The following is a 15,309-nucleotide window of genomic DNA, read 5'->3' as shown; positions in this document are numbered from 1 at the left end:
GTCCATGGAGATCGTGAGTTCCCGCCCGCTGCCGGCCCGGCCCTATTCGCTGCCCAATCTGCTCACCTATGGGCGGATCGTCGCGGTGCCGCTGGTGGTCGGCTGCATGTACGGGCAGATCGTCCTCGAAGGGGGGATTTGGCTGCGCTGGGTGGCGGTGGCGCTGTTCATTGCCGCCGGCATCACCGATTTCCTCGACGGCTGGCTCGCCCGCAGCTGGGGCCAGCAGTCGAGCTTCGGGCGCATGCTCGACCCGATTGCCGACAAGCTCTTGGTGTCCTCCTGCCTGTTGATGCTGGCGGCGGACGGCACCATCGTCGGCTGGTCGCTGTGGGCGGCGATCGTCATCCTGTGCCGCGAGATCCTGGTCTCCGGCCTGCGTGAGTACTTGGCCGAGCTTCAAGTCAGCGTGCCGGTGACCCGGCTCGCCAAGTGGAAGACCTCGGTGCAGCTGGTCGCGATCGGCTTCCTGCTCGCCGGCTTTGCCGGGGACGAGCTGGTGATGACGCGCTCCTATCTCGGCTTCCCGCTGGTGACCGACACCGGGCTGGTGCTCTTGTGGGTGTCGGCGCTGCTGACGCTCTATACCGGCTACGACTATTTCCGCGCCGGAATTCTGCATCTGACCGAGGAGTGAGAGCCGGAATGGCCGTGAAGGTGCTGTATTTCGCCTGGGTGCGCGAGCGGGTCGGCAAGACCGAGGAGACGGTCGAGCCGCCGGAGGGGGTGACCACCGTCGGCGCGCTGATGGACTGGCTCGCCGGCCGCGACGAGGCCTATGCCCACGCCTTCGAGAGCCGCAAGACCATCCGCGCGGCGATCGACCGCACCCATGTGAAGCCCGACACCGCGATCGCCGGTGCGCGCGAGATCGCCTTCTTCCCGCCGATGACGGGGGGGTGACGTCTCGGTGCAATCGACCGCGGTTCGATTCGCCGGGATCGAGGAGCAAGGAATACTCCGCTCGTTCCCGCGGAAGCGGGAACCCAGGCTCTTGGCTTTACTGGGTCGCCGCTTGCGCGGGGACGAGCGGCCAGAGGAGACGAATTTCCTCTCATGATCCACCTCCCATGACCCACTCCCATGACCCATTTGCCATGACCCATTCGCCATGACCGTCCGCATCCAGCGCGAGCCGTTCGACACCGCGGCCGAGGTCGCGGCCCTCACGCGCGGGCGCACCGACATCGGCGCCGTCGTCACCTTCACCGGCCTGTGCCGTGGCGCCGACGACGGCCGCGCGGTCGCCGCGATGACGCTCGAGCATTATCCCGGCATGGCCGAGGCCGAGATCGGCCGCTGGGTCGCCGAGGCCGAGGCGCGCTGGCCGCTGATGGGTGTCACGGTGATTCATCGCTACGGCCGGTTGGAGCCGGGCGACCTCATCGTGCTGGTGGTGACCACCTCCTCGCACCGCGCCGCCGCCTTCGAGGCGGCCGAGTTCCTGATGGATTTTCTGAAGACCGAGGCGCCCTTCTGGAAGAAGGAGGAGGGCTTGGACGGCACCTCCGCCGGCTGGGTCGAGGCCAAGGATCACGACGACACCGCTGCCGCCCGCTGGAAGGCTCCTGCCAGCGCGCCGAAGGTTTAGAGCCTCCCCGGTCCGGTTCCAGACGGCCGCGACCTGGGCCGCTGGACGGCCGGTGGAAAAAAATACGTCCGTCCACGTCCCCTTCATCCTGTTTCGATGCGGCGCAGCATCGGCTTGACGCACGTCAAGGTGGCGGCGGCGAATTCTGGCGCCATGGCCTGCGGGGCAGCCTCCGGGGGACCGCGGCATGGCGGAACAGAAGCAGCAGCAAAAGCTCGCCGGGCTCTTGGTCAGCGCGCTCGGCGTCGTCTACGGCGACATCGGCACCAGCCCGCTCTATGCGCTGCGCGAAACATTTGCCGGACACCACCCGATCGCGGTGACCGCCGACAGCGTGTTCGGCGTGCTCTCGCTGGTCTTTTGGACGGTGATGCTGCTGGTCACCGTCAAGTACGTCACCATCATCATGCGGGCGGACAATCACGGCGAGGGCGGCAGCCTGGCGCTGCTCGCGCTGGTGACCGACCTCACCCGCGGTTACCGCGTCTCGGTGCCGCTGACGCTGCTCGGCATCTTCGCCGCCGCGCTGTTTTACGGCGACAGCATGATCACCCCGGCGATCTCGGTGCTCTCGGCCGTCGAAGGCCTCGAGGTGATCACCCCCGAGCTCGGGCCCTACATCGTGCCGGTGACGGCCGTCGTGCTGAGCGCCTTGTTTCTCGTCCAGCGCAAGGGCACCGGGATGGTCGGCCTCGTGTTCGGCCCGGTGATGCTGGTGTGGTTCGCGACGCTCGCGGTCTCCGGGCTCAACGCCATCGTCGCGACGCCGGACGTGCTGGCCGCGCTCGATCCGCGCTGGGCGGTCGCCTTCATCGCCGGCGATCCGCTGCTCGCCTTCTTCGCGCTCGGCGCGGTGGTGCTCGCCGTCACCGGCGGCGAGGCGCTCTATACCGACATGGGCCATTTCGGCCGCCTGCCGATCCGCCTCACCTGGTTCTGCTTCGTGTTGCCGGCGCTGATGCTGAACTATTTCGGCCAAGGCGCGCTCTTGCTGCAGAACCCCACGGCGGTGGAAAATCCCTTCTACCGGCTGTTTCCGGCCTGGCTGGTGCCGGGCATGGTGGTGCTGGCGACGCTCGCGACCGTGATCGCCTCGCAGGCGGTGATCTCCGGCGCCTTCTCGGTCGCCCGTCAGGCGGTGCAGCTCGGCCTGCTGCCGCGCATGGTGATCGTCCACACCTCGGGCGACGAGGCGGGGCAGATCTACGTGCCCTTCACCAACTGGACGCTGTTTCTCTCGGTGATCGCGCTGGTGGTCGGCTTCCAGTCGTCGAGCAATCTCGCCGCGGCCTATGGCATCGCCGTCACCGGCACCATGATGATCGACACCATTCTGGTCGCCTTCGTGATGGTGCTCGCCTGGCATTGGCCGCGCGCGCTGGTTATCGCGCTGGTCGGCGTGCTGCTGGTGGTCGACTTCGCCTTCTTCTCCGCCAACTTCCTGAAAATCACCCATGGCGGCTGGTTCTCGCTGTTCATCGCCTTCCTGTCGTTCACCGTGCTGACCACCTGGAAGCGCGGGCGCGAGCTGGTGCGCAAGCAGCTCAATCGCCAGTCGGTGCCGCTCGACTCGGTGCTGCGCTCGCTCGGCCCCGACATTTCGCGGGCGCGCGGCACCGCGGTGTTTCTCACCGCCTCGCCCGACGGCGTGCCGCCCGCGCTGCTGCACAACGTCAAGCACAACCAGACCGTCCACGAGCGCGTGCTGCTGGCCACCATCAAGACCGCCGACACGCCCTATGTCGCCCCGGCCGAACGGCTGGCGCTCGCCGATCTCGGCAGCGGCTTCTATCGGCTGACGGTGCGCTACGGCTTCATGGAGACGCCCGACGTGCCGGCCGCGCTCGCCGCCTGCAAGGCGTTCGGCCTCGACATCGATCTGATGAGGACGTCGTTCTTCCTGTCGCGCGAGACGATCGTGCCGAGCCTCTATCCCGGCATGCAGCTGTGGCGCGAGCGGCTGTTCGCCTTCATGGCGCTCAACGCGACGCGCGCGACGGTGTTCTTCAAGATCCCGACCGAGCGGGTGGTGGAGCTCGGCACCCAGCTGGAGATTTGAGGCGCTGCTCTCGTGTGATCACGTCTCTCGTGTGATCACGTCGGCGACGGATCACGGAGGAAAATGCCCCTCACCCCGACCCTCTCTCCGCGTGCGGGGAGAGGGAGACCCGGCGCCGTGCCGCGTCTCTCGTCACCTCGCCCCGCATGCGAGGAGAGGTGAAGGGCAGTTGCACCGATCTCTTCTTTTCACCTCGCCCCGCTTGCGGGGCGAGGTCGGAGGCCGAGCGGGGCGAGGCCTCCGGGTGAGGGGAAGCTTCGGTGGGCGATGGTGGGCCCGGCGAGACCGTAGGGTGCGCACGGCGAAGCGTGCGCACCGGTGACGGACGATCGTGTGCCGACAATGGTGGGCACGGCGAGCTTTTGCTCGCCTCTGTCCACCCTACGGGCTACGGGCCTATAGGGCCGAGGCCCTCATCGCGCCACCGGGCGCACCTCGCGCACCGCGCCGCGCGAGGCGGAGGTGGCGAACGCGGCATAGGCCTGCAGCGCCTTCGAGACCTTGCGGTTGCGGTTTTCCGGCTGCCACGCCTTGTCGCCTTTGGCGATCATCGCGTCGCGGCGGCGCGAAAGTTCCTCGTCGGAGATCGCGAGGCGGATGCTGCGGCTCGGGATGTCGATCTCGATCGTGTCGCCGTTCTCCACCAGCCCGATCGCGCCGCCCTCGGCCGCCTCCGGCGAGACGTGGCCGATCGACAGCCCCGAGGAGCCGCCGGAGAACCGCCCGTCGGTGACCAGCGCGCACACCTTGCCGAGCCCCTTCGACTTGAGGTAGCTGGTCGGGTACAGCATCTCCTGCATGCCGGGGCCGCCGCGCGGGCCTTCGTAGCGGATCACCACCACGTCGCCCGGCAAAACCTTGCCGCCGAGAATGCCCTCCACCGCCGCGTCCTGGCTCTCGTACACTTTTGCCGGGCCGGAGAATGTCAGGATCGAGGCGTCGACGCCCGCGGTCTTCACGATGCAGCCGTCGGTGGCGATGTTGCCCGCCAGCACCGCGAGCCCGCCGTCCTTCATGAAGGCGTGGTCGGAGTCGCGGATCACGCCCTTCTGGCGATCGAGGTCGAGCGCCTCCCATCGGCGGTCCTGGCTGAACGCGGTCTGGCTCGGCACGCCGCCCGGCCCGGCGCGAAACAGCGTCTGCACCGCCTCGCTGTTGGTGCGGGCGACGTCCCAGCGGTCGAGCGCCTCGGCGAGCGTTTTCGTGTGCACCGTCGAGACGCTGCCGTCGATCAGGCCGGCCCGGTCGAGCTGGCCGAGGATCGCCATGATGCCGCCGGCACGATGCACGTCCTCGACATGGACGTCCGGCACCGAGGGGGCGACCTTGCACAGCACCGGCACTTTTCGCGACAAAGCGTCGATGTGCTCCATGGTGAAGTCGAGCTCGGCTTCCTGCGCGGCGGCGAGCAGATGCAGCACCGTGTTGGTCGAGCCGCCCATCGCGATGTCGAGCGTCATCGCGTTCGAGAACGACGCGAAATTCGCGACCGCGCGCGGCAGCACCGAGGCGTCGTCCTGCTCGTAATAGCGGTGGCACAGATCGACGATCAGATGGCCGGCTTCGACGAACAGCCGCTTGCGGTCGGCGTGGGTGGCGACCAGCGTGCCGTTGCCGGGCAGCGACAGGCCGAGCGCCTCGGTGAGGCAGTTCATCGAGTTCGCCGTGAACATGCCGGAGCACGAGCCGCAGGTCGGGCAGGCCGAGCGCTCCATCGCCGTCACGTCGGCATCGGTCTCGCGGTCGTCGGCGGCCATCACCATGGCGTCGATCAGGTCGACCGACCGGGTCTTGCCGCGGAGCTTCACCTTGCCGGCCTCCATCGGCCCGCCGGACACGAACACCGCCGGGATGTTCAGCCGCAGCGCCGCCATCAGCATGCCGGGGGTGATCTTGTCGCAGTTGGAGATGCACACCATGGCGTCGGCGCAGTGCGCGTTGACCATGTACTCCACCGAGTCGGCGATGATCTCGCGGGACGGCAGCGAGTAGAGCATGCCGTCGTGGCCCATCGCGATGCCGTCGTCGACCGCGATGGTATTGAACTCCTTCGCCACGCCGCCCGCCTTGACGATCTCGGCGGCGACCAGCTGGCCGAGATCCTTCAGGTGGACGTGGCCCGGCACGAACTGCGTGAACGAGTTCACCACCGCGATGATCGGCTTGCCGAAGTCGCCGTCCTTCATGCCGGTGGCGCGCCACAGCCCGCGGGCCCCTGCCATGTTGCGACCGTGAGTCGTCGTGCGAGAGCGATACTGCGGCATGGGAGAACCTCGGAGAACCTGGCGTGGCGACAGTCGCCCGGCGTGCCCCGGTCGGTGCGGGTTCCGACCGGCAAGCAGCGCGTTTCGGGCCGATTGGACGCGTTCTACCGCGAAGCCTTCGCCGAGGCCACCCGCCTCGTGCAGATGTGACGGCGGCCCGCCGCACGGGCCGCCGTCGCGCTCGCGCCGGCCGGGTCGGCGGTGCCGGGTCGGGGTGCCGGGTCAGCGGGTGCCGGAGGTCGAGCCGGCGGCCGGCGTGCCGGAGGTCGCCGCGTTCGAGCCGGTGCCGCCGGGGCCTTTGCCGGAGGCGGGCGGGCCGATGCGTCCGCCGGTGGCCGCGCCGGTGGTGCCAGGATCGGTGGTGCCGGGGCCGCTCTGGCTCGCTGCGCTCGCCGGTGCCCGCGCGCCGGGGTTCTGATCGCCTCCGGTGCCGGCGCGTCCCGGGCCGGCACGGGAGGCGTCGGTCGAGCCCTCGTCGGTGGTGCCGCTCGAGGTCGCCGACATGCCGCCGGCATTGTCGGCCCGCACCGGGGAGTGGCCGGCGACGGCGAGCAGGAGGGCCGCGGCGATCGTCACGGGAAGCGTATTCGACATGTCGTGCTCCGTTTTCGGGATGCCGGCCCGGCCGGCGTGCTCCACCCTCCGGGGTGGACCTCCAGGGCGCAACGGCCGCGCCTGCGGCCCGTTCCGCGCCGCGACGGCCGTCGGGTGGTTGCGTCGGGCACGATCCGGTGACATCTCAGCGCTGGCGCCAGCGCTGCCGGCCCCGGCCGAACCGGCCGCCCCCGAAGGAGCCTCGATGCCCGCCTCCCCGGTTGCCTCCCCGCCTGCCGATCCGGCGCCCGCCGATCTCCCGTTCTGGAAGCGCAAGGCCCTCGCCGAGATGACCGCGGGGGAGTGGGAGAGCCTGTGCGACGGCTGCGGGCGCTGCTGCCTCAACAAGCTCGAGGACGAGGATACCGGCGAGATCTACTACACCGACGTCGGCTGCCGCCTGCTCGACGGCGACAGCTGCCGCTGCCGCGACTATCCGAACCGGCAGGCGCAGGTGGACAATTGCGACCGCCTGACCCCCGCCAACGTGCCGCGCCTGAAATGGCTGCCGAAGACCTGCGGCTATCGCCTGATCGCCGAGGGGCGCGACCTCTATTGGTGGCATCCGCTGGTGTCGGGCGACCCCGAGACGGTGCACGCCGCCGGTGTCTCGGTGCGCGGGCGGGTCGGGTTGTCGGAGGACGACATGGGCGCCGACGAGCTCGAGGACCGGATCGTCACCTGGCCGACCCGCATCCCGGCGCGGGCGCGACGCTCGGCGCGGCCCTGATCGCCGCGGCCCTGATCGCCGCGGACCATCCGGGTCAGCGCGGGCCGTTCGGCGTCACCTCGATCGGCAGGCGGGGCAGCGTCTTGACGAATTTTCGCGGCTCCATCGGCCGGGCGCAGACGAAGCCCTGCAGCAGATCGAAGCCGAGCTCGCGGGTGGCATAAAAATCCTCGGCGGACTCGATGCCCTCGGCGACCGTCGGCACGCCGTGGCGGGCGGCGAGCTCGACGATGCCGCTGCACACCGCGCGCTTCTCGGGATCGACCGCGCAGCCGCTCGCCACCGCGGCGTCGACCTTGATCTCGACGAACGGAAAGTCGGGCAGGGCGGCGAACTCGCGCCATTCCGGCCCGAGATCGTCGATCGACAGGCCGATATTGGCGAAGCGCAGCTGCCGGGCGACCGCCCGCGCGCCGTCCAGGTCGCGCACCATCTCGCTCGCGTTCACCTCGATCAGCAGGCCGCCGAACTGCGGATGGGCCGGCACCCGGCTCCACAGGAAGCGCACGAAGTCGGGCTCGCGCAGGATCGCGAGCGGCACGTTGACGGCGAGCGCGAGCGGGGTGTCCTGCCGGGCGAAGGTCAGCCAGTCGGCCATCGCCCGCTCGACCACGAACTCCGACAGCGCCCGCATCGGCGGATCGGCGCCGTTCGGCAAGAAGCTCGCCGGCTCGACGATGCCCCAATGCGGATGGCGCAGCCGGCACAAGGCCTCGGCGCCCTGCGGCAGCATCGATTTGAGGTCGACCTTGGCCTGATACCACAGCTCGAGCCAGCCGCTGGCGAGCGCCTCGTCGAGATCGACCGGCGCCTGCAGCGGCGCCCGTGGCGGGCAGATGTGGGCGACCCGCGCGGCCAGCTCGTCGACCCGGAACGGCGCCGTCAGCGGCGGCAGCATCGACAGCTTCAGCTCCTCGCCGAGCGAGAACGCCGCCGCCAGCGGCAGCGCGTGACGGCCGCCGATCAGCAGCACCGCGGCCTCGCTGTGGGCGCTCGCGAGCACGCGCAGCACCTCGGCGGCGGGCCGGGCCTCGCCGGCGAGCGGCAGCACCACGAGATCGAACGGCACCGCGGCGTTCTCGGTGGCGACGTCGTGGGCGTCGGCGCAGGCGTGCACGACGAACCCCAGCTCGGCGAGCGTCTCGCAGAGAAACGCGCGGGCATGCGGCTCGGCGGTCGCGATGCCGGCGTGCGGCGTCATGCGTCGGCGGCCGAAGCGGCGACGCATGGGTGTGACGAAGTGCTGATCTGACATCTCTCGGTCATCTGGGTCTCGTCGGGGGTGGCCGCGACACGCCGGCGGAGGACAACGTGCCATCTGCGGCGCAGAGCGTGCGACCGGGGTGTCATGTTAGTGACGCTCCTTGCCCAAATGCCGATTTGACAAGAAGCAACTGAACGTTTCGGTTTCACTGGTTTTTCGTCGAATACGATGCGTATTCGCGAAGTCGCGGCGGCGGGCTATACTCACGGAACCGTGTGCATGCGCCGAACGGCTGCGGAAACTCCCGCAGCACAGTGGCTTGCGCCGGCTCCGCGGCGGCGGCGGCGGGTGACGCGCGAACGGCTAGTCTCGCCGGCCGGGTGATCTGGCGACCACACGTGTTGCGGGAATTCGAGGCCGGCGCAGGGTCGGTCGGTGGTCGAGAAAAATTTCGCGATTTCTGTGGATCGCGCCGCGACCGCCTGCCGATCGTGCCCGGCGCCGCGGCTTCGCCGGCGCCAACCGCCGATCGGCGACGAGGCCGATTCGCGGCGGGGTACCGCGGGGAGGGTGCGCTCACCAGAAAAAAATCCTCGAAACGGATTTTGATCCTTGACAGCGTGACGCTCCTCGGGTAAGGTTTCGGCACGCTCCGAAATTGCGTCGAGACGGCGGGCCGCCGCAGCGGCCCGAACCGCTCTTCTCCCTGGGCCCCGGCAAACCTCCGGCAAGGAACGTCGTCGTCGCCGCGGCGTTGACCCGCGACACTCGGCCACCGCCGGCTTTTGCGCGCGCGTCACCCCGCTTCGCGGTGGCCGCCGCGAGGGCGACGGGACGTGCGAGAAAACTCCGACAACAAAAACTCCGACCGGCTGGTAAATCATGGACCGATCGACCGACGAGCCCGTGATCGTGAAGAGCACTCCGGAGGCCCGCCAGGGCACCACCGGGCACAATGTGCGCTACGTGCTCTATTTCGGCGTCGGCCTCGGCGCCATCGCGATGGCGCTGGTCTATCTCTGGATGTTCGGCTGATCGTTTCGAGCGGCCGGCGGTGCCTCCGCCGGCCGGTGAGACGTCACGACGACCGACCACGACCCGGCGGGTGAAACACGCCCGGCGGGTCTTTTTTTGCCGTTCGGCACACCGCTCCCGCGTTCGCGCATCAATCGGACATCGTCATGCTGCAGCGACTCTCCCGCCTGTGGGCGCGCGAGCAGAAGGCCTCGCGCGCCGCCCGCATGATCCGTATCGAGGGGGCGGGGTTCGCACGCTGGACCACGCGCGACTACACCGCGCTCGCCCGCGAGGGCTTTTCCCGCAACGCCGTGGTGCACCGTGCGGTGAAGCTGGTGGCCGAGAACGTCGCCGCGCTGCCGCTCCTCGTCTACGAGGACGGCACGCCGCACGACCGCCATCCGCTGACCGATCTCATCGCCCGGCCGAACCCGCGTCAGGACGGCGCGGCGTTTCTCGAAGCCGTCACCGCGCATCTGATCATTTCCGGCAACGCCTATGTCGAGGCGGTGCTGCTCGACGGCGCGGTGCGCGAGCTGTTCGCGCTCCGGCCCGATCGCATGCGGGTGGTGCCGGGGCCGGACGGCTGGGCGCGGGCCTACGACTACACGGTGTGCGGCCGCACGGTGCGGTTCGAGCAGACGGGCGAGGTGCCGCCGATCCTGCATCTCGCGCAGTTCAACCCGCTCGACGATCATTACGGGCTCGGCGCGCTCGAGGCCGCCGCCGTCGCGGTCGACATCCACAATGCCGCGGCACGCTGGAACAAGGCCTTGCTCGACAACGCCGCGCGCCCCTCCGGCGCGCTGGTCTATGCGGGGCCGGACGGCGCGGTGCTCGCCGAGGATCAGTACGAACGGCTCAAGCGTGAACTCGAGACGAGCTATCAGGGCGCGGTGAATGCCGGCCGTCCGCTGCTTCTCGAGGGCGGGCTCGACTGGAAGGCGATGTCGCTGTCGCCGAAGGACATGGATTTCCTGGAAGCGAAGAACAGCGCCGCGCGCGAAATCGCGCTCGCCTTCGGCGTGCCGCCGATGCTGCTCGGCATTCCGGGCGACAACACGTATGCGAATTATCACGAGGCGAACCGCGCGCTGTGGCGCCACACGGTGCTGCCGCTGGCGAGCCGCATCGCGGCCGCGCTCGCGCAATGGCTCGCCCCGAGCTTTTCCACCTCGCTGCGGCTCGAGATCGACACCGATCGCGTGGACGCGCTCGCCGACGACCGCGCCGCGCTGTGGGAGCGGGTGGCCGGCGCCTCGTTCCTCACCACCGACGAGAAGCGGGCGATGGTCGGCTTCGGCCCGGCGGATCACTTCGCCGAGGGGCAGACCGGTGCCGCCTCGTATGACGAGCGGCCCGACGACCGCGGCGACGAATGATCGATCCGCTGAAATCCGTCATCGAGCGGGGCGACCTCGCCCATCTCGCCCTCTTCCTGTGGGCGTCGTCGTCGAGCGCGCTTCTGGTGGTCGCGCTGCGCGAGCTCGCCGCCGCCAACCGCCGCTTCGACGAGTTCGTCCAGGCGCTTTCGCGCTTCAACGACCGGCATCGGAACCGGAGGCTCCACTGATGGACACGCTGCACGCCGTGCTGCGCAGCCTGCGCAGCGACACCCGCTCGCGCCCGGATCACACCGAGGTGTTTCGCGACTTCATCGACCGGCTCGACCGGGCCGACCGGCTCGAGCGGCGCCACGTGATCACGATCGCCAAGCGCACCAGGCCGCGCCGCCGCCGCGACAAGTGATGCCGCGGCAACGGGCTCCGTTCTCATCCCGAGGGGCCGCGAAGCGGCCGTCTCGAAGGATGGGGTCCGGACCGTGCCGTCCGGCCGTCTTCCTACTCACGACATCACGTCGCGGACCGAAAAGCCATGCTCGCTCCCTCGTTGCGCCCGCTCGCCACCATCGAGCACGACGGCACCGTCGAAGGCTACGCCTCGCTGTTCTGCGAGATCGACCAGGCCCGCGACATGGTGATGCCCGGCGCCTTCGCGCAGACGCTGCGGACCCGCGGCCTGCGCCGCATCCCGATGCTGTTCCAGCACGATCCGTCCGAGCCGATCGGCGTGTGGCTCGACCTCCAGGAGGATTTTCGCGGGCTGCGCGCCCGTGGCCGCCTGATCCCCGAGGTGTTGCGCGCCCGCGAGGTGTTGGCACTCGTCCGCGAGGGCGCGATCGACGGTCTGTCGATCGGTTTTCGGACCGTCAAAGGTCGCGTCGACCCGCGCACGCGGGTGCGAAAACTCGAGGCGATCGATCTTTGGGAGATCTCGATCGTCACCTTCCCGCTGCTCGCCGGCGCCCGTGTGCGGGCCGCCGGAAAATCACGTCCCCCGACGGCCGTGCGAGAACGGCGGCGCTCGCAGTCGAACCACCCCTGATCCCTCTTTCGTCATCCCGAGGAGCAACCATGGACATCGATTTCATCGACCGCGTCCCGGCTTCGCCCGAGACCAAGGCCGGTCCCGACGTCGGCGGCAAGATCGACGCGCTGATGCGCAGCTTCGAGGAGTACAAGGCGGTGAACGACGCCCGCCTCGAGGGCTTGATGCAGCGCGGCGGCGGCGATCCGCTGGTCGACGAGCGGCTCGCCCGGATCGACGCGGCTCTCGACGGCCAGCGCCGGCGGGTCGACGAGATCGCGCTGAAGGGCCTGCGCCCCTCGCTCGGCCGCGGCGAGGAGATCGACCCCGCCGCGCGCGAGCACAAGGCGGCGTTCGACGTCTATCTCCGCCGCGGCGACGCCGGCGCCCTGCACGCCGCCGAGACCAAGGCGCTGTCGGTCGATCCGGTGAGCGGCGGCCCGTCCGGCGACGGCGGCTATCTGGTGCCGCCCGAGGTCGAGCGCGAGATCGGCCGCCGGCTCGCCGACGTGTCGCCGATCCGGGCGATCGCCGGCAACCGGGTGGTCAGCGGCAGCGTCTACAAGAAGCCGTTCATGACCTCGGGTCCGGCGGTCGGTTGGGTCGGCGAGGCCGACGCCCGCCCGCAGACCGACACCCCGGCGCTGACCGAGCTGAGCTTCCCCACCATGGAGCTCTACGCCATGCCTGCGGCGACCTCGACGCTGCTCGACGACGCGATGATCGACGTCGACCAGTGGCTCGCCTCCGAGGTCGACCAGGTGTTTGCCGAGCAGGAAGGCACCGCCTTCGTCACGGGCGACGGCGTCGCCTGCCCGAAGGGCTTTCTCACCTACGCCACGGTCGCCAACTCCGCCTGGGAATGGGGCAAGCTCGGCCACGTCACCGCCGGCGGCGCGACCTTTCCGGCCGAGCACGCGGCCGACGTGCTGATCGATCTCGTCTATGCGCTGCGGGCCGGCTATCGCCACAACGCGACCTTCGTGATGAACCGCAAGACCGAGAGCGTGATCCGCAAGTTCAAGGATGCGACCACCGGACAGTATCTGTGGAGCCCCGGCCTGCAGGCCGGCGCGCCGGCGACGCTGCTCGGCTTCCCGGTGGTCTCCGACGACAACATGCCGGACATCGGCGCGAACGCGCTCGCGGTCGCCTTCGGCGATTTTCGTCGCGGCTATCTGGTGGTCGACCGGGCGGGCGTGCGGGTCTTGCGCGATCCCTACACGGCGAAGCCCTATGTGCTGTTCTACACCACCAAGCGGGTCGGCGGCGGCGTGCAGGACTTCGACGCGATCAAGCTGCTGAAGTTTTCCGCGAGCTGAGGCCGCGCGCGACGGCCTTGCGCAACGGCAAAAAAATCCCAGCGGAGCCGCCGGGATTTTTTCAGAGTCGCACGATCCGGATTTCTCGATCCGGATTTCTCGATCCGGCTCGCACGATCGGGCGAGCCGCCCGACCGTGCGTGTCGTCTCGCCGCTGCGAGGCGCTTGCGGCGAGCCGGTGCAGGCCAGCCGCTTGCGCGTCAGATGCGGGTGTAGGTCACCGTGCAGGTGTACGCCGCCAGGAAGCGCGAGCACGCGAGGCCCGTCTTGAACCGCACCGCCTGCTTGTCGCTGTCGGCCATCGGCGGCATCGACAGCGGCGAGGCCTGACCGGTGGTGGTCGGCTGGCCGTCGGTGGCGCCGAGCGGGGTGCCGATCATGCCGCCCTGGTTCGAGCCGGACTGGCCGTTCTGCGCCTGCTGGTTCTGCGGCTGCCCCTGCTGATTCTGCGCCTGCTGGTTCTGAGCCTGCTGGTTCTGGGCCTGCTGGGCCCGCTGCGCGGCCATGTACTCCTCCGGCGGCGGCGCGGTGGGAGCCGGGCCGGTCGCCGACTGCCGCGCCAGCTCGGCGGTGCCGGTGTGCAGGCCGAGGCGGCGCTCGCCGGGCGTCGAGCGGGCGGCGGTGGCGGCGAGGCCGGGCGGCACTGCCGTCACGATCGGCGCCAGCGCGGTGCGCCGTCCGTCGGGCGTCATCACCACCGGCTGGGAGTCACCCGGCGCGGCGGTCGCGGCGCCGGTGCCTTCCGTCACCGGGGCGTTCGATTGCGCGCTCTGCTGCGAGCCGCCCTGCTGGGACGTGTTCTGCCGCGAAGTGGTCTGCTGCGAAGTGTTCGGCTGCGAGCCGCTCTGCTGGGAGCCGCTCTGCTGCGAGGCGTTCGGCTGCGAGGCGTTCTGCTGCGGCGCCGCCGCGGTGTCGCCGGCACCACCGGCACCGCCGGCGCCGGTGGTGGCGTCCGACGTGCTCGCGCCCTGCGGCACGGTGGTGCCGCCGGCATCGGCCACCCGGGTCGATTGCGGCGCCGGACCGCGGTCGTCGGCCAGGAACGGCCACAGCAGCGTCAGGACGATGGCGCCGGCCACCACCCCGGTGAGCACGGCCAGGGGTCGCATCTGCATGTCGATCTCCTCGGATTGTCGGCTGCGGGTCGCACTCGGCGCGCGCGGACGGCGCGCAGGCGGAGCGCTTCCGGGACAACGGGGTTTTCGGAGTGTGGTTCCGATCGCCACCACCGGCACGGGAGCGCGCACCGGAGCGCGGCGGGCTCGCGCGGGCGCACGAAAACCGCAAGCGACCGCCGCTTTGCCCCTTGACCCGGCCGGTGTCTCTCGCTACCGCCAGATGTGGGAATTGCTGCACTGCTCATTTTTGGTTTTGGCGGTCGGCCGAACGAACCTCGTCGCTGCCTCGAGCTGGCCGGACGCCCTCATTGGAGAGACGTCATGCGCGCTCTGTTGATCGTCTTCGTCGCCGTTCTGGCCGGTCTCGCCTATTACGGAAAATTCCCGACCGCCTCCAAGCAGGCCGCCCTGGCCGGCAAGACCCCCGCGACCGCCACCGCCGCGGCGGCGCCGGCCGAGCCGTCGGTGGTGCCGCCGGCCGCGCCCGTCACCGTCTACGAGACCAGCCGCAAATGCGCGCCGGCCGGCGTGGTCGGCACCAACTGCACCGAGGTCGTCACGGTGAAGACCGTCCGCTGAGGGTTCGCTCGGCCGCCGGACGTTCCGACGCACGGGTTCGGGCGACACGACGGACGATAGACGGACGAACAAAAGCTCGCGCGCGAGACCGGCGAGGCCTCGCGAGCGAGCTCATGACTGTCGTTGCGACATCCGCGTTGCGACGTCGCAGTCCTTGCGACATCGCAGTCCTTGCGACATCGCATTCCTTGCGACATCGCGTTCGTCGCGACATCCCGGCGCCGCAACAAAATACGGGCCGACAAAATACGGGCGCACAAAATGCGTGCGACCATATCGACGCGCGGGCTCCGGAGGAGCATCCGGAAGCCGCACCGGCCAGGCCGACGACGGATCGTCGATCGCTTTCGCCGATCCCGGTCCGGCGGCGCCGAGTCCTGCGTCCGCGCCGCAGCGTGTGGGCTGGACGCCGGTCGTGAGAGCCCGTTTGGAAACTCGGACGCGGGCTGCGTTGCGGCGCGAAC

At 69.9% G+C, this 15,309-nt stretch carries 17 protein-coding genes; 12 read left to right on the top strand and 5 right to left on the bottom strand.

Annotated features, from left to right (window positions below; all coding sequences use genetic code 11):
• The first annotated feature begins 4 nt into the window (after nucleotides 1-4).
• The 4 genes from pgsA (at nucleotide 5) to A33M_RS18790 (ending at nucleotide 3,650) form a co-directional block, all read left to right on the top strand.
• Nucleotides 5-637 carry a CDP-diacylglycerol--glycerol-3-phosphate 3-phosphatidyltransferase gene (gene pgsA, locus A33M_RS18805; protein ID WP_008390528.1) on the top strand — a complete coding sequence of 211 codons (633 nt, stop codon included), beginning with the start codon at nucleotides 5-7 and terminating at the stop codon, nucleotides 635-637.
• An 8-nt stretch (nucleotides 638-645) separates the two neighbouring features.
• A complete protein-coding gene (gene moaD, locus A33M_RS18800) occupies nucleotides 646-903 on the top strand; it encodes a molybdopterin converting factor subunit 1 (protein ID WP_008390527.1) in 258 nt (85 codons plus the stop codon).
• A gap of 208 nt (nucleotides 904-1,111) precedes the next feature.
• Nucleotides 1,112-1,591, top strand: a complete 480-nt coding sequence (locus A33M_RS18795) for a molybdenum cofactor biosynthesis protein MoaE (protein ID WP_008390525.1) — start codon at nucleotides 1,112-1,114, stop codon at nucleotides 1,589-1,591.
• Nucleotides 1,592-1,778: 187 nt separating this feature from the next.
• Nucleotides 1,779-3,650 (top strand): potassium transporter Kup, encoded by a 1,872-nt coding sequence (locus A33M_RS18790; protein WP_008390524.1) that lies wholly within the window; start codon nucleotides 1,779-1,781, stop codon nucleotides 3,648-3,650.
• Nucleotides 3,651-4,063: 413 nt separating this feature from the next.
• On the opposite strand, the gene ilvD is transcribed toward A33M_RS18790, so the two are convergent.
• Together ilvD and A33M_RS22570 are read right to left on the bottom strand one after the other, a co-directional pair.
• The gene (gene ilvD, locus A33M_RS18785) at nucleotides 4,064-5,914 is read right to left on the bottom strand and encodes a dihydroxy-acid dehydratase (RefSeq protein WP_008390523.1); all 1,851 of its coding nucleotides are present in this window, start codon (nucleotides 5,912-5,914) and stop codon (nucleotides 4,064-4,066) included.
• A 222-nt stretch (nucleotides 5,915-6,136) separates the two neighbouring features.
• A complete protein-coding gene (locus tag A33M_RS22570) occupies nucleotides 6,137-6,508 on the bottom strand; it encodes a hypothetical protein (protein WP_157223561.1) in 372 nt (123 codons plus the stop codon).
• A gap of 205 nt (nucleotides 6,509-6,713) precedes the next feature.
• On the opposite strand from A33M_RS22570, the gene A33M_RS18775 reads away from it, so the two are divergent.
• Nucleotides 6,714-7,238: a YcgN family cysteine cluster protein gene (locus A33M_RS18775; protein WP_008390518.1), complete on the top strand. Its 525-nt coding sequence runs from the start codon at nucleotides 6,714-6,716 to the stop codon at nucleotides 7,236-7,238.
• A 34-nt stretch (nucleotides 7,239-7,272) separates the two neighbouring features.
• Here the strand turns inward: A33M_RS18775 and A33M_RS18770 are convergent, their stop codons facing one another.
• The gene (locus A33M_RS18770) at nucleotides 7,273-8,439 is read right to left on the bottom strand and encodes an EAL domain-containing response regulator (RefSeq protein ID WP_157223560.1); all 1,167 of its coding nucleotides are present in this window, start codon (nucleotides 8,437-8,439) and stop codon (nucleotides 7,273-7,275) included.
• Between the two features lie 885 nt (nucleotides 8,440-9,324).
• Here A33M_RS18770 and A33M_RS24500 point away from each other — a divergent pair.
• The 6 genes from A33M_RS24500 (at nucleotide 9,325) to A33M_RS18750 (ending at nucleotide 13,148) form a co-directional block, all read left to right on the top strand.
• Nucleotides 9,325-9,477, top strand: coding sequence for a hypothetical protein (locus A33M_RS24500; RefSeq protein WP_008390514.1), 153 nt, complete (start codon nucleotides 9,325-9,327; stop codon nucleotides 9,475-9,477).
• A 146-nt stretch (nucleotides 9,478-9,623) separates the two neighbouring features.
• Nucleotides 9,624-10,841: a phage portal protein gene (locus tag A33M_RS18765; RefSeq protein ID WP_008390511.1), complete on the top strand. Its 1,218-nt coding sequence runs from the start codon at nucleotides 9,624-9,626 to the stop codon at nucleotides 10,839-10,841.
• On the top strand, nucleotides 10,838-11,032 hold the full coding sequence (locus A33M_RS18760) for a hypothetical protein (protein ID WP_008390509.1): 195 nt from the start codon (nucleotides 10,838-10,840) through the stop codon (nucleotides 11,030-11,032). Before A33M_RS18765 ends, A33M_RS18760 begins: the two co-directional genes overlap by 4 nt.
• Nucleotides 11,032-11,208: a hypothetical protein gene (locus tag A33M_RS24215; protein ID WP_008390507.1), complete on the top strand. Its 177-nt coding sequence runs from the start codon at nucleotides 11,032-11,034 to the stop codon at nucleotides 11,206-11,208. Before A33M_RS18760 ends, A33M_RS24215 begins: the two co-directional genes overlap by 1 nt.
• Nucleotides 11,209-11,334: 126 nt before the next feature.
• Nucleotides 11,335-11,844 carry an HK97 family phage prohead protease gene (locus A33M_RS18755; RefSeq protein ID WP_008390505.1) on the top strand — a complete coding sequence of 170 codons (510 nt, stop codon included), beginning with the start codon at nucleotides 11,335-11,337 and terminating at the stop codon, nucleotides 11,842-11,844.
• A gap of 29 nt (nucleotides 11,845-11,873) precedes the next feature.
• Nucleotides 11,874-13,148: a phage major capsid protein gene (locus A33M_RS18750; protein ID WP_008390503.1), complete on the top strand. Its 1,275-nt coding sequence runs from the start codon at nucleotides 11,874-11,876 to the stop codon at nucleotides 13,146-13,148.
• A gap of 200 nt (nucleotides 13,149-13,348) precedes the next feature.
• Here the strand turns inward: A33M_RS18750 and A33M_RS18745 are convergent, their stop codons facing one another.
• Nucleotides 13,349-14,263 (bottom strand): hypothetical protein, encoded by a 915-nt coding sequence (locus A33M_RS18745; protein WP_008390501.1) that lies wholly within the window; start codon nucleotides 14,261-14,263, stop codon nucleotides 13,349-13,351.
• A gap of 324 nt (nucleotides 14,264-14,587) precedes the next feature.
• On the opposite strand from A33M_RS18745, the gene A33M_RS18740 reads away from it, so the two are divergent.
• Nucleotides 14,588-14,845, top strand: coding sequence for a hypothetical protein (locus tag A33M_RS18740; RefSeq protein WP_008390497.1), 258 nt, complete (start codon nucleotides 14,588-14,590; stop codon nucleotides 14,843-14,845).
• A gap of 111 nt (nucleotides 14,846-14,956) precedes the next feature.
• Here the strand turns inward: A33M_RS18740 and A33M_RS25075 are convergent.
• A partial coding sequence (locus A33M_RS25075) for a hypothetical protein (RefSeq protein WP_237718419.1) occupies nucleotides 14,957-15,309 on the bottom strand: 353 nt, incomplete at its 5' end.

This window comes from Rhodovulum sp. PH10 (assembly GCF_000293785.1).
GTDB lineage: Bacteria > Pseudomonadota > Alphaproteobacteria > Rhizobiales > Xanthobacteraceae > Rhodoplanes.
The sequence above is the reverse complement of the archived record's forward strand: the minus strand, read 5'-3'. Positions and strand labels throughout refer to the sequence as shown.

What these genes read in the sequence shown, in the direction of transcription:
- pgsA (WP_008390528.1), top strand. Translation starts at nt 5, where the DNA reads ATGGAGATCGTGAGTTCCCGCCCGCTGCCGGCCCGGCCCTATTCGCTG.
- moaD (WP_008390527.1), top strand. Translation starts at nt 646, where the DNA reads ATGGCCGTGAAGGTGCTGTATTTCGCCTGGGTGCGCGAGCGGGTCGGC.
- A33M_RS18795 (WP_008390525.1), top strand. Translation starts at nt 1,112, where the DNA reads ATGACCGTCCGCATCCAGCGCGAGCCGTTCGACACCGCGGCCGAGGTC.
- A33M_RS18790 (WP_008390524.1), top strand. Translation starts at nt 1,779, where the DNA reads ATGGCGGAACAGAAGCAGCAGCAAAAGCTCGCCGGGCTCTTGGTCAGC.
- ilvD (WP_008390523.1), bottom strand. Translation starts at nt 5,914, where the DNA reads ATGCCGCAGTATCGCTCTCGCACGACGACTCACGGTCGCAACATGGCA.
- A33M_RS22570 (WP_157223561.1), bottom strand. Translation starts at nt 6,508, where the DNA reads ATGTCGAATACGCTTCCCGTGACGATCGCCGCGGCCCTCCTGCTCGCC.
- A33M_RS18775 (WP_008390518.1), top strand. Translation starts at nt 6,714, where the DNA reads ATGCCCGCCTCCCCGGTTGCCTCCCCGCCTGCCGATCCGGCGCCCGCC.
- A33M_RS18770 (WP_157223560.1), bottom strand. Translation starts at nt 8,439, where the DNA reads ATGACGCCGCACGCCGGCATCGCGACCGCCGAGCCGCATGCCCGCGCG.
- A33M_RS24500 (WP_008390514.1), top strand. Translation starts at nt 9,325, where the DNA reads ATGGACCGATCGACCGACGAGCCCGTGATCGTGAAGAGCACTCCGGAG.
- A33M_RS18765 (WP_008390511.1), top strand. Translation starts at nt 9,624, where the DNA reads ATGCTGCAGCGACTCTCCCGCCTGTGGGCGCGCGAGCAGAAGGCCTCG.
- A33M_RS18760 (WP_008390509.1), top strand. Translation starts at nt 10,838, where the DNA reads ATGATCGATCCGCTGAAATCCGTCATCGAGCGGGGCGACCTCGCCCAT.
- A33M_RS24215 (WP_008390507.1), top strand. Translation starts at nt 11,032, where the DNA reads ATGGACACGCTGCACGCCGTGCTGCGCAGCCTGCGCAGCGACACCCGC.
- A33M_RS18755 (WP_008390505.1), top strand. Translation starts at nt 11,335, where the DNA reads ATGCTCGCTCCCTCGTTGCGCCCGCTCGCCACCATCGAGCACGACGGC.
- A33M_RS18750 (WP_008390503.1), top strand. Translation starts at nt 11,874, where the DNA reads ATGGACATCGATTTCATCGACCGCGTCCCGGCTTCGCCCGAGACCAAG.
- A33M_RS18745 (WP_008390501.1), bottom strand. Translation starts at nt 14,263, where the DNA reads ATGCAGATGCGACCCCTGGCCGTGCTCACCGGGGTGGTGGCCGGCGCC.
- A33M_RS18740 (WP_008390497.1), top strand. Translation starts at nt 14,588, where the DNA reads ATGCGCGCTCTGTTGATCGTCTTCGTCGCCGTTCTGGCCGGTCTCGCC.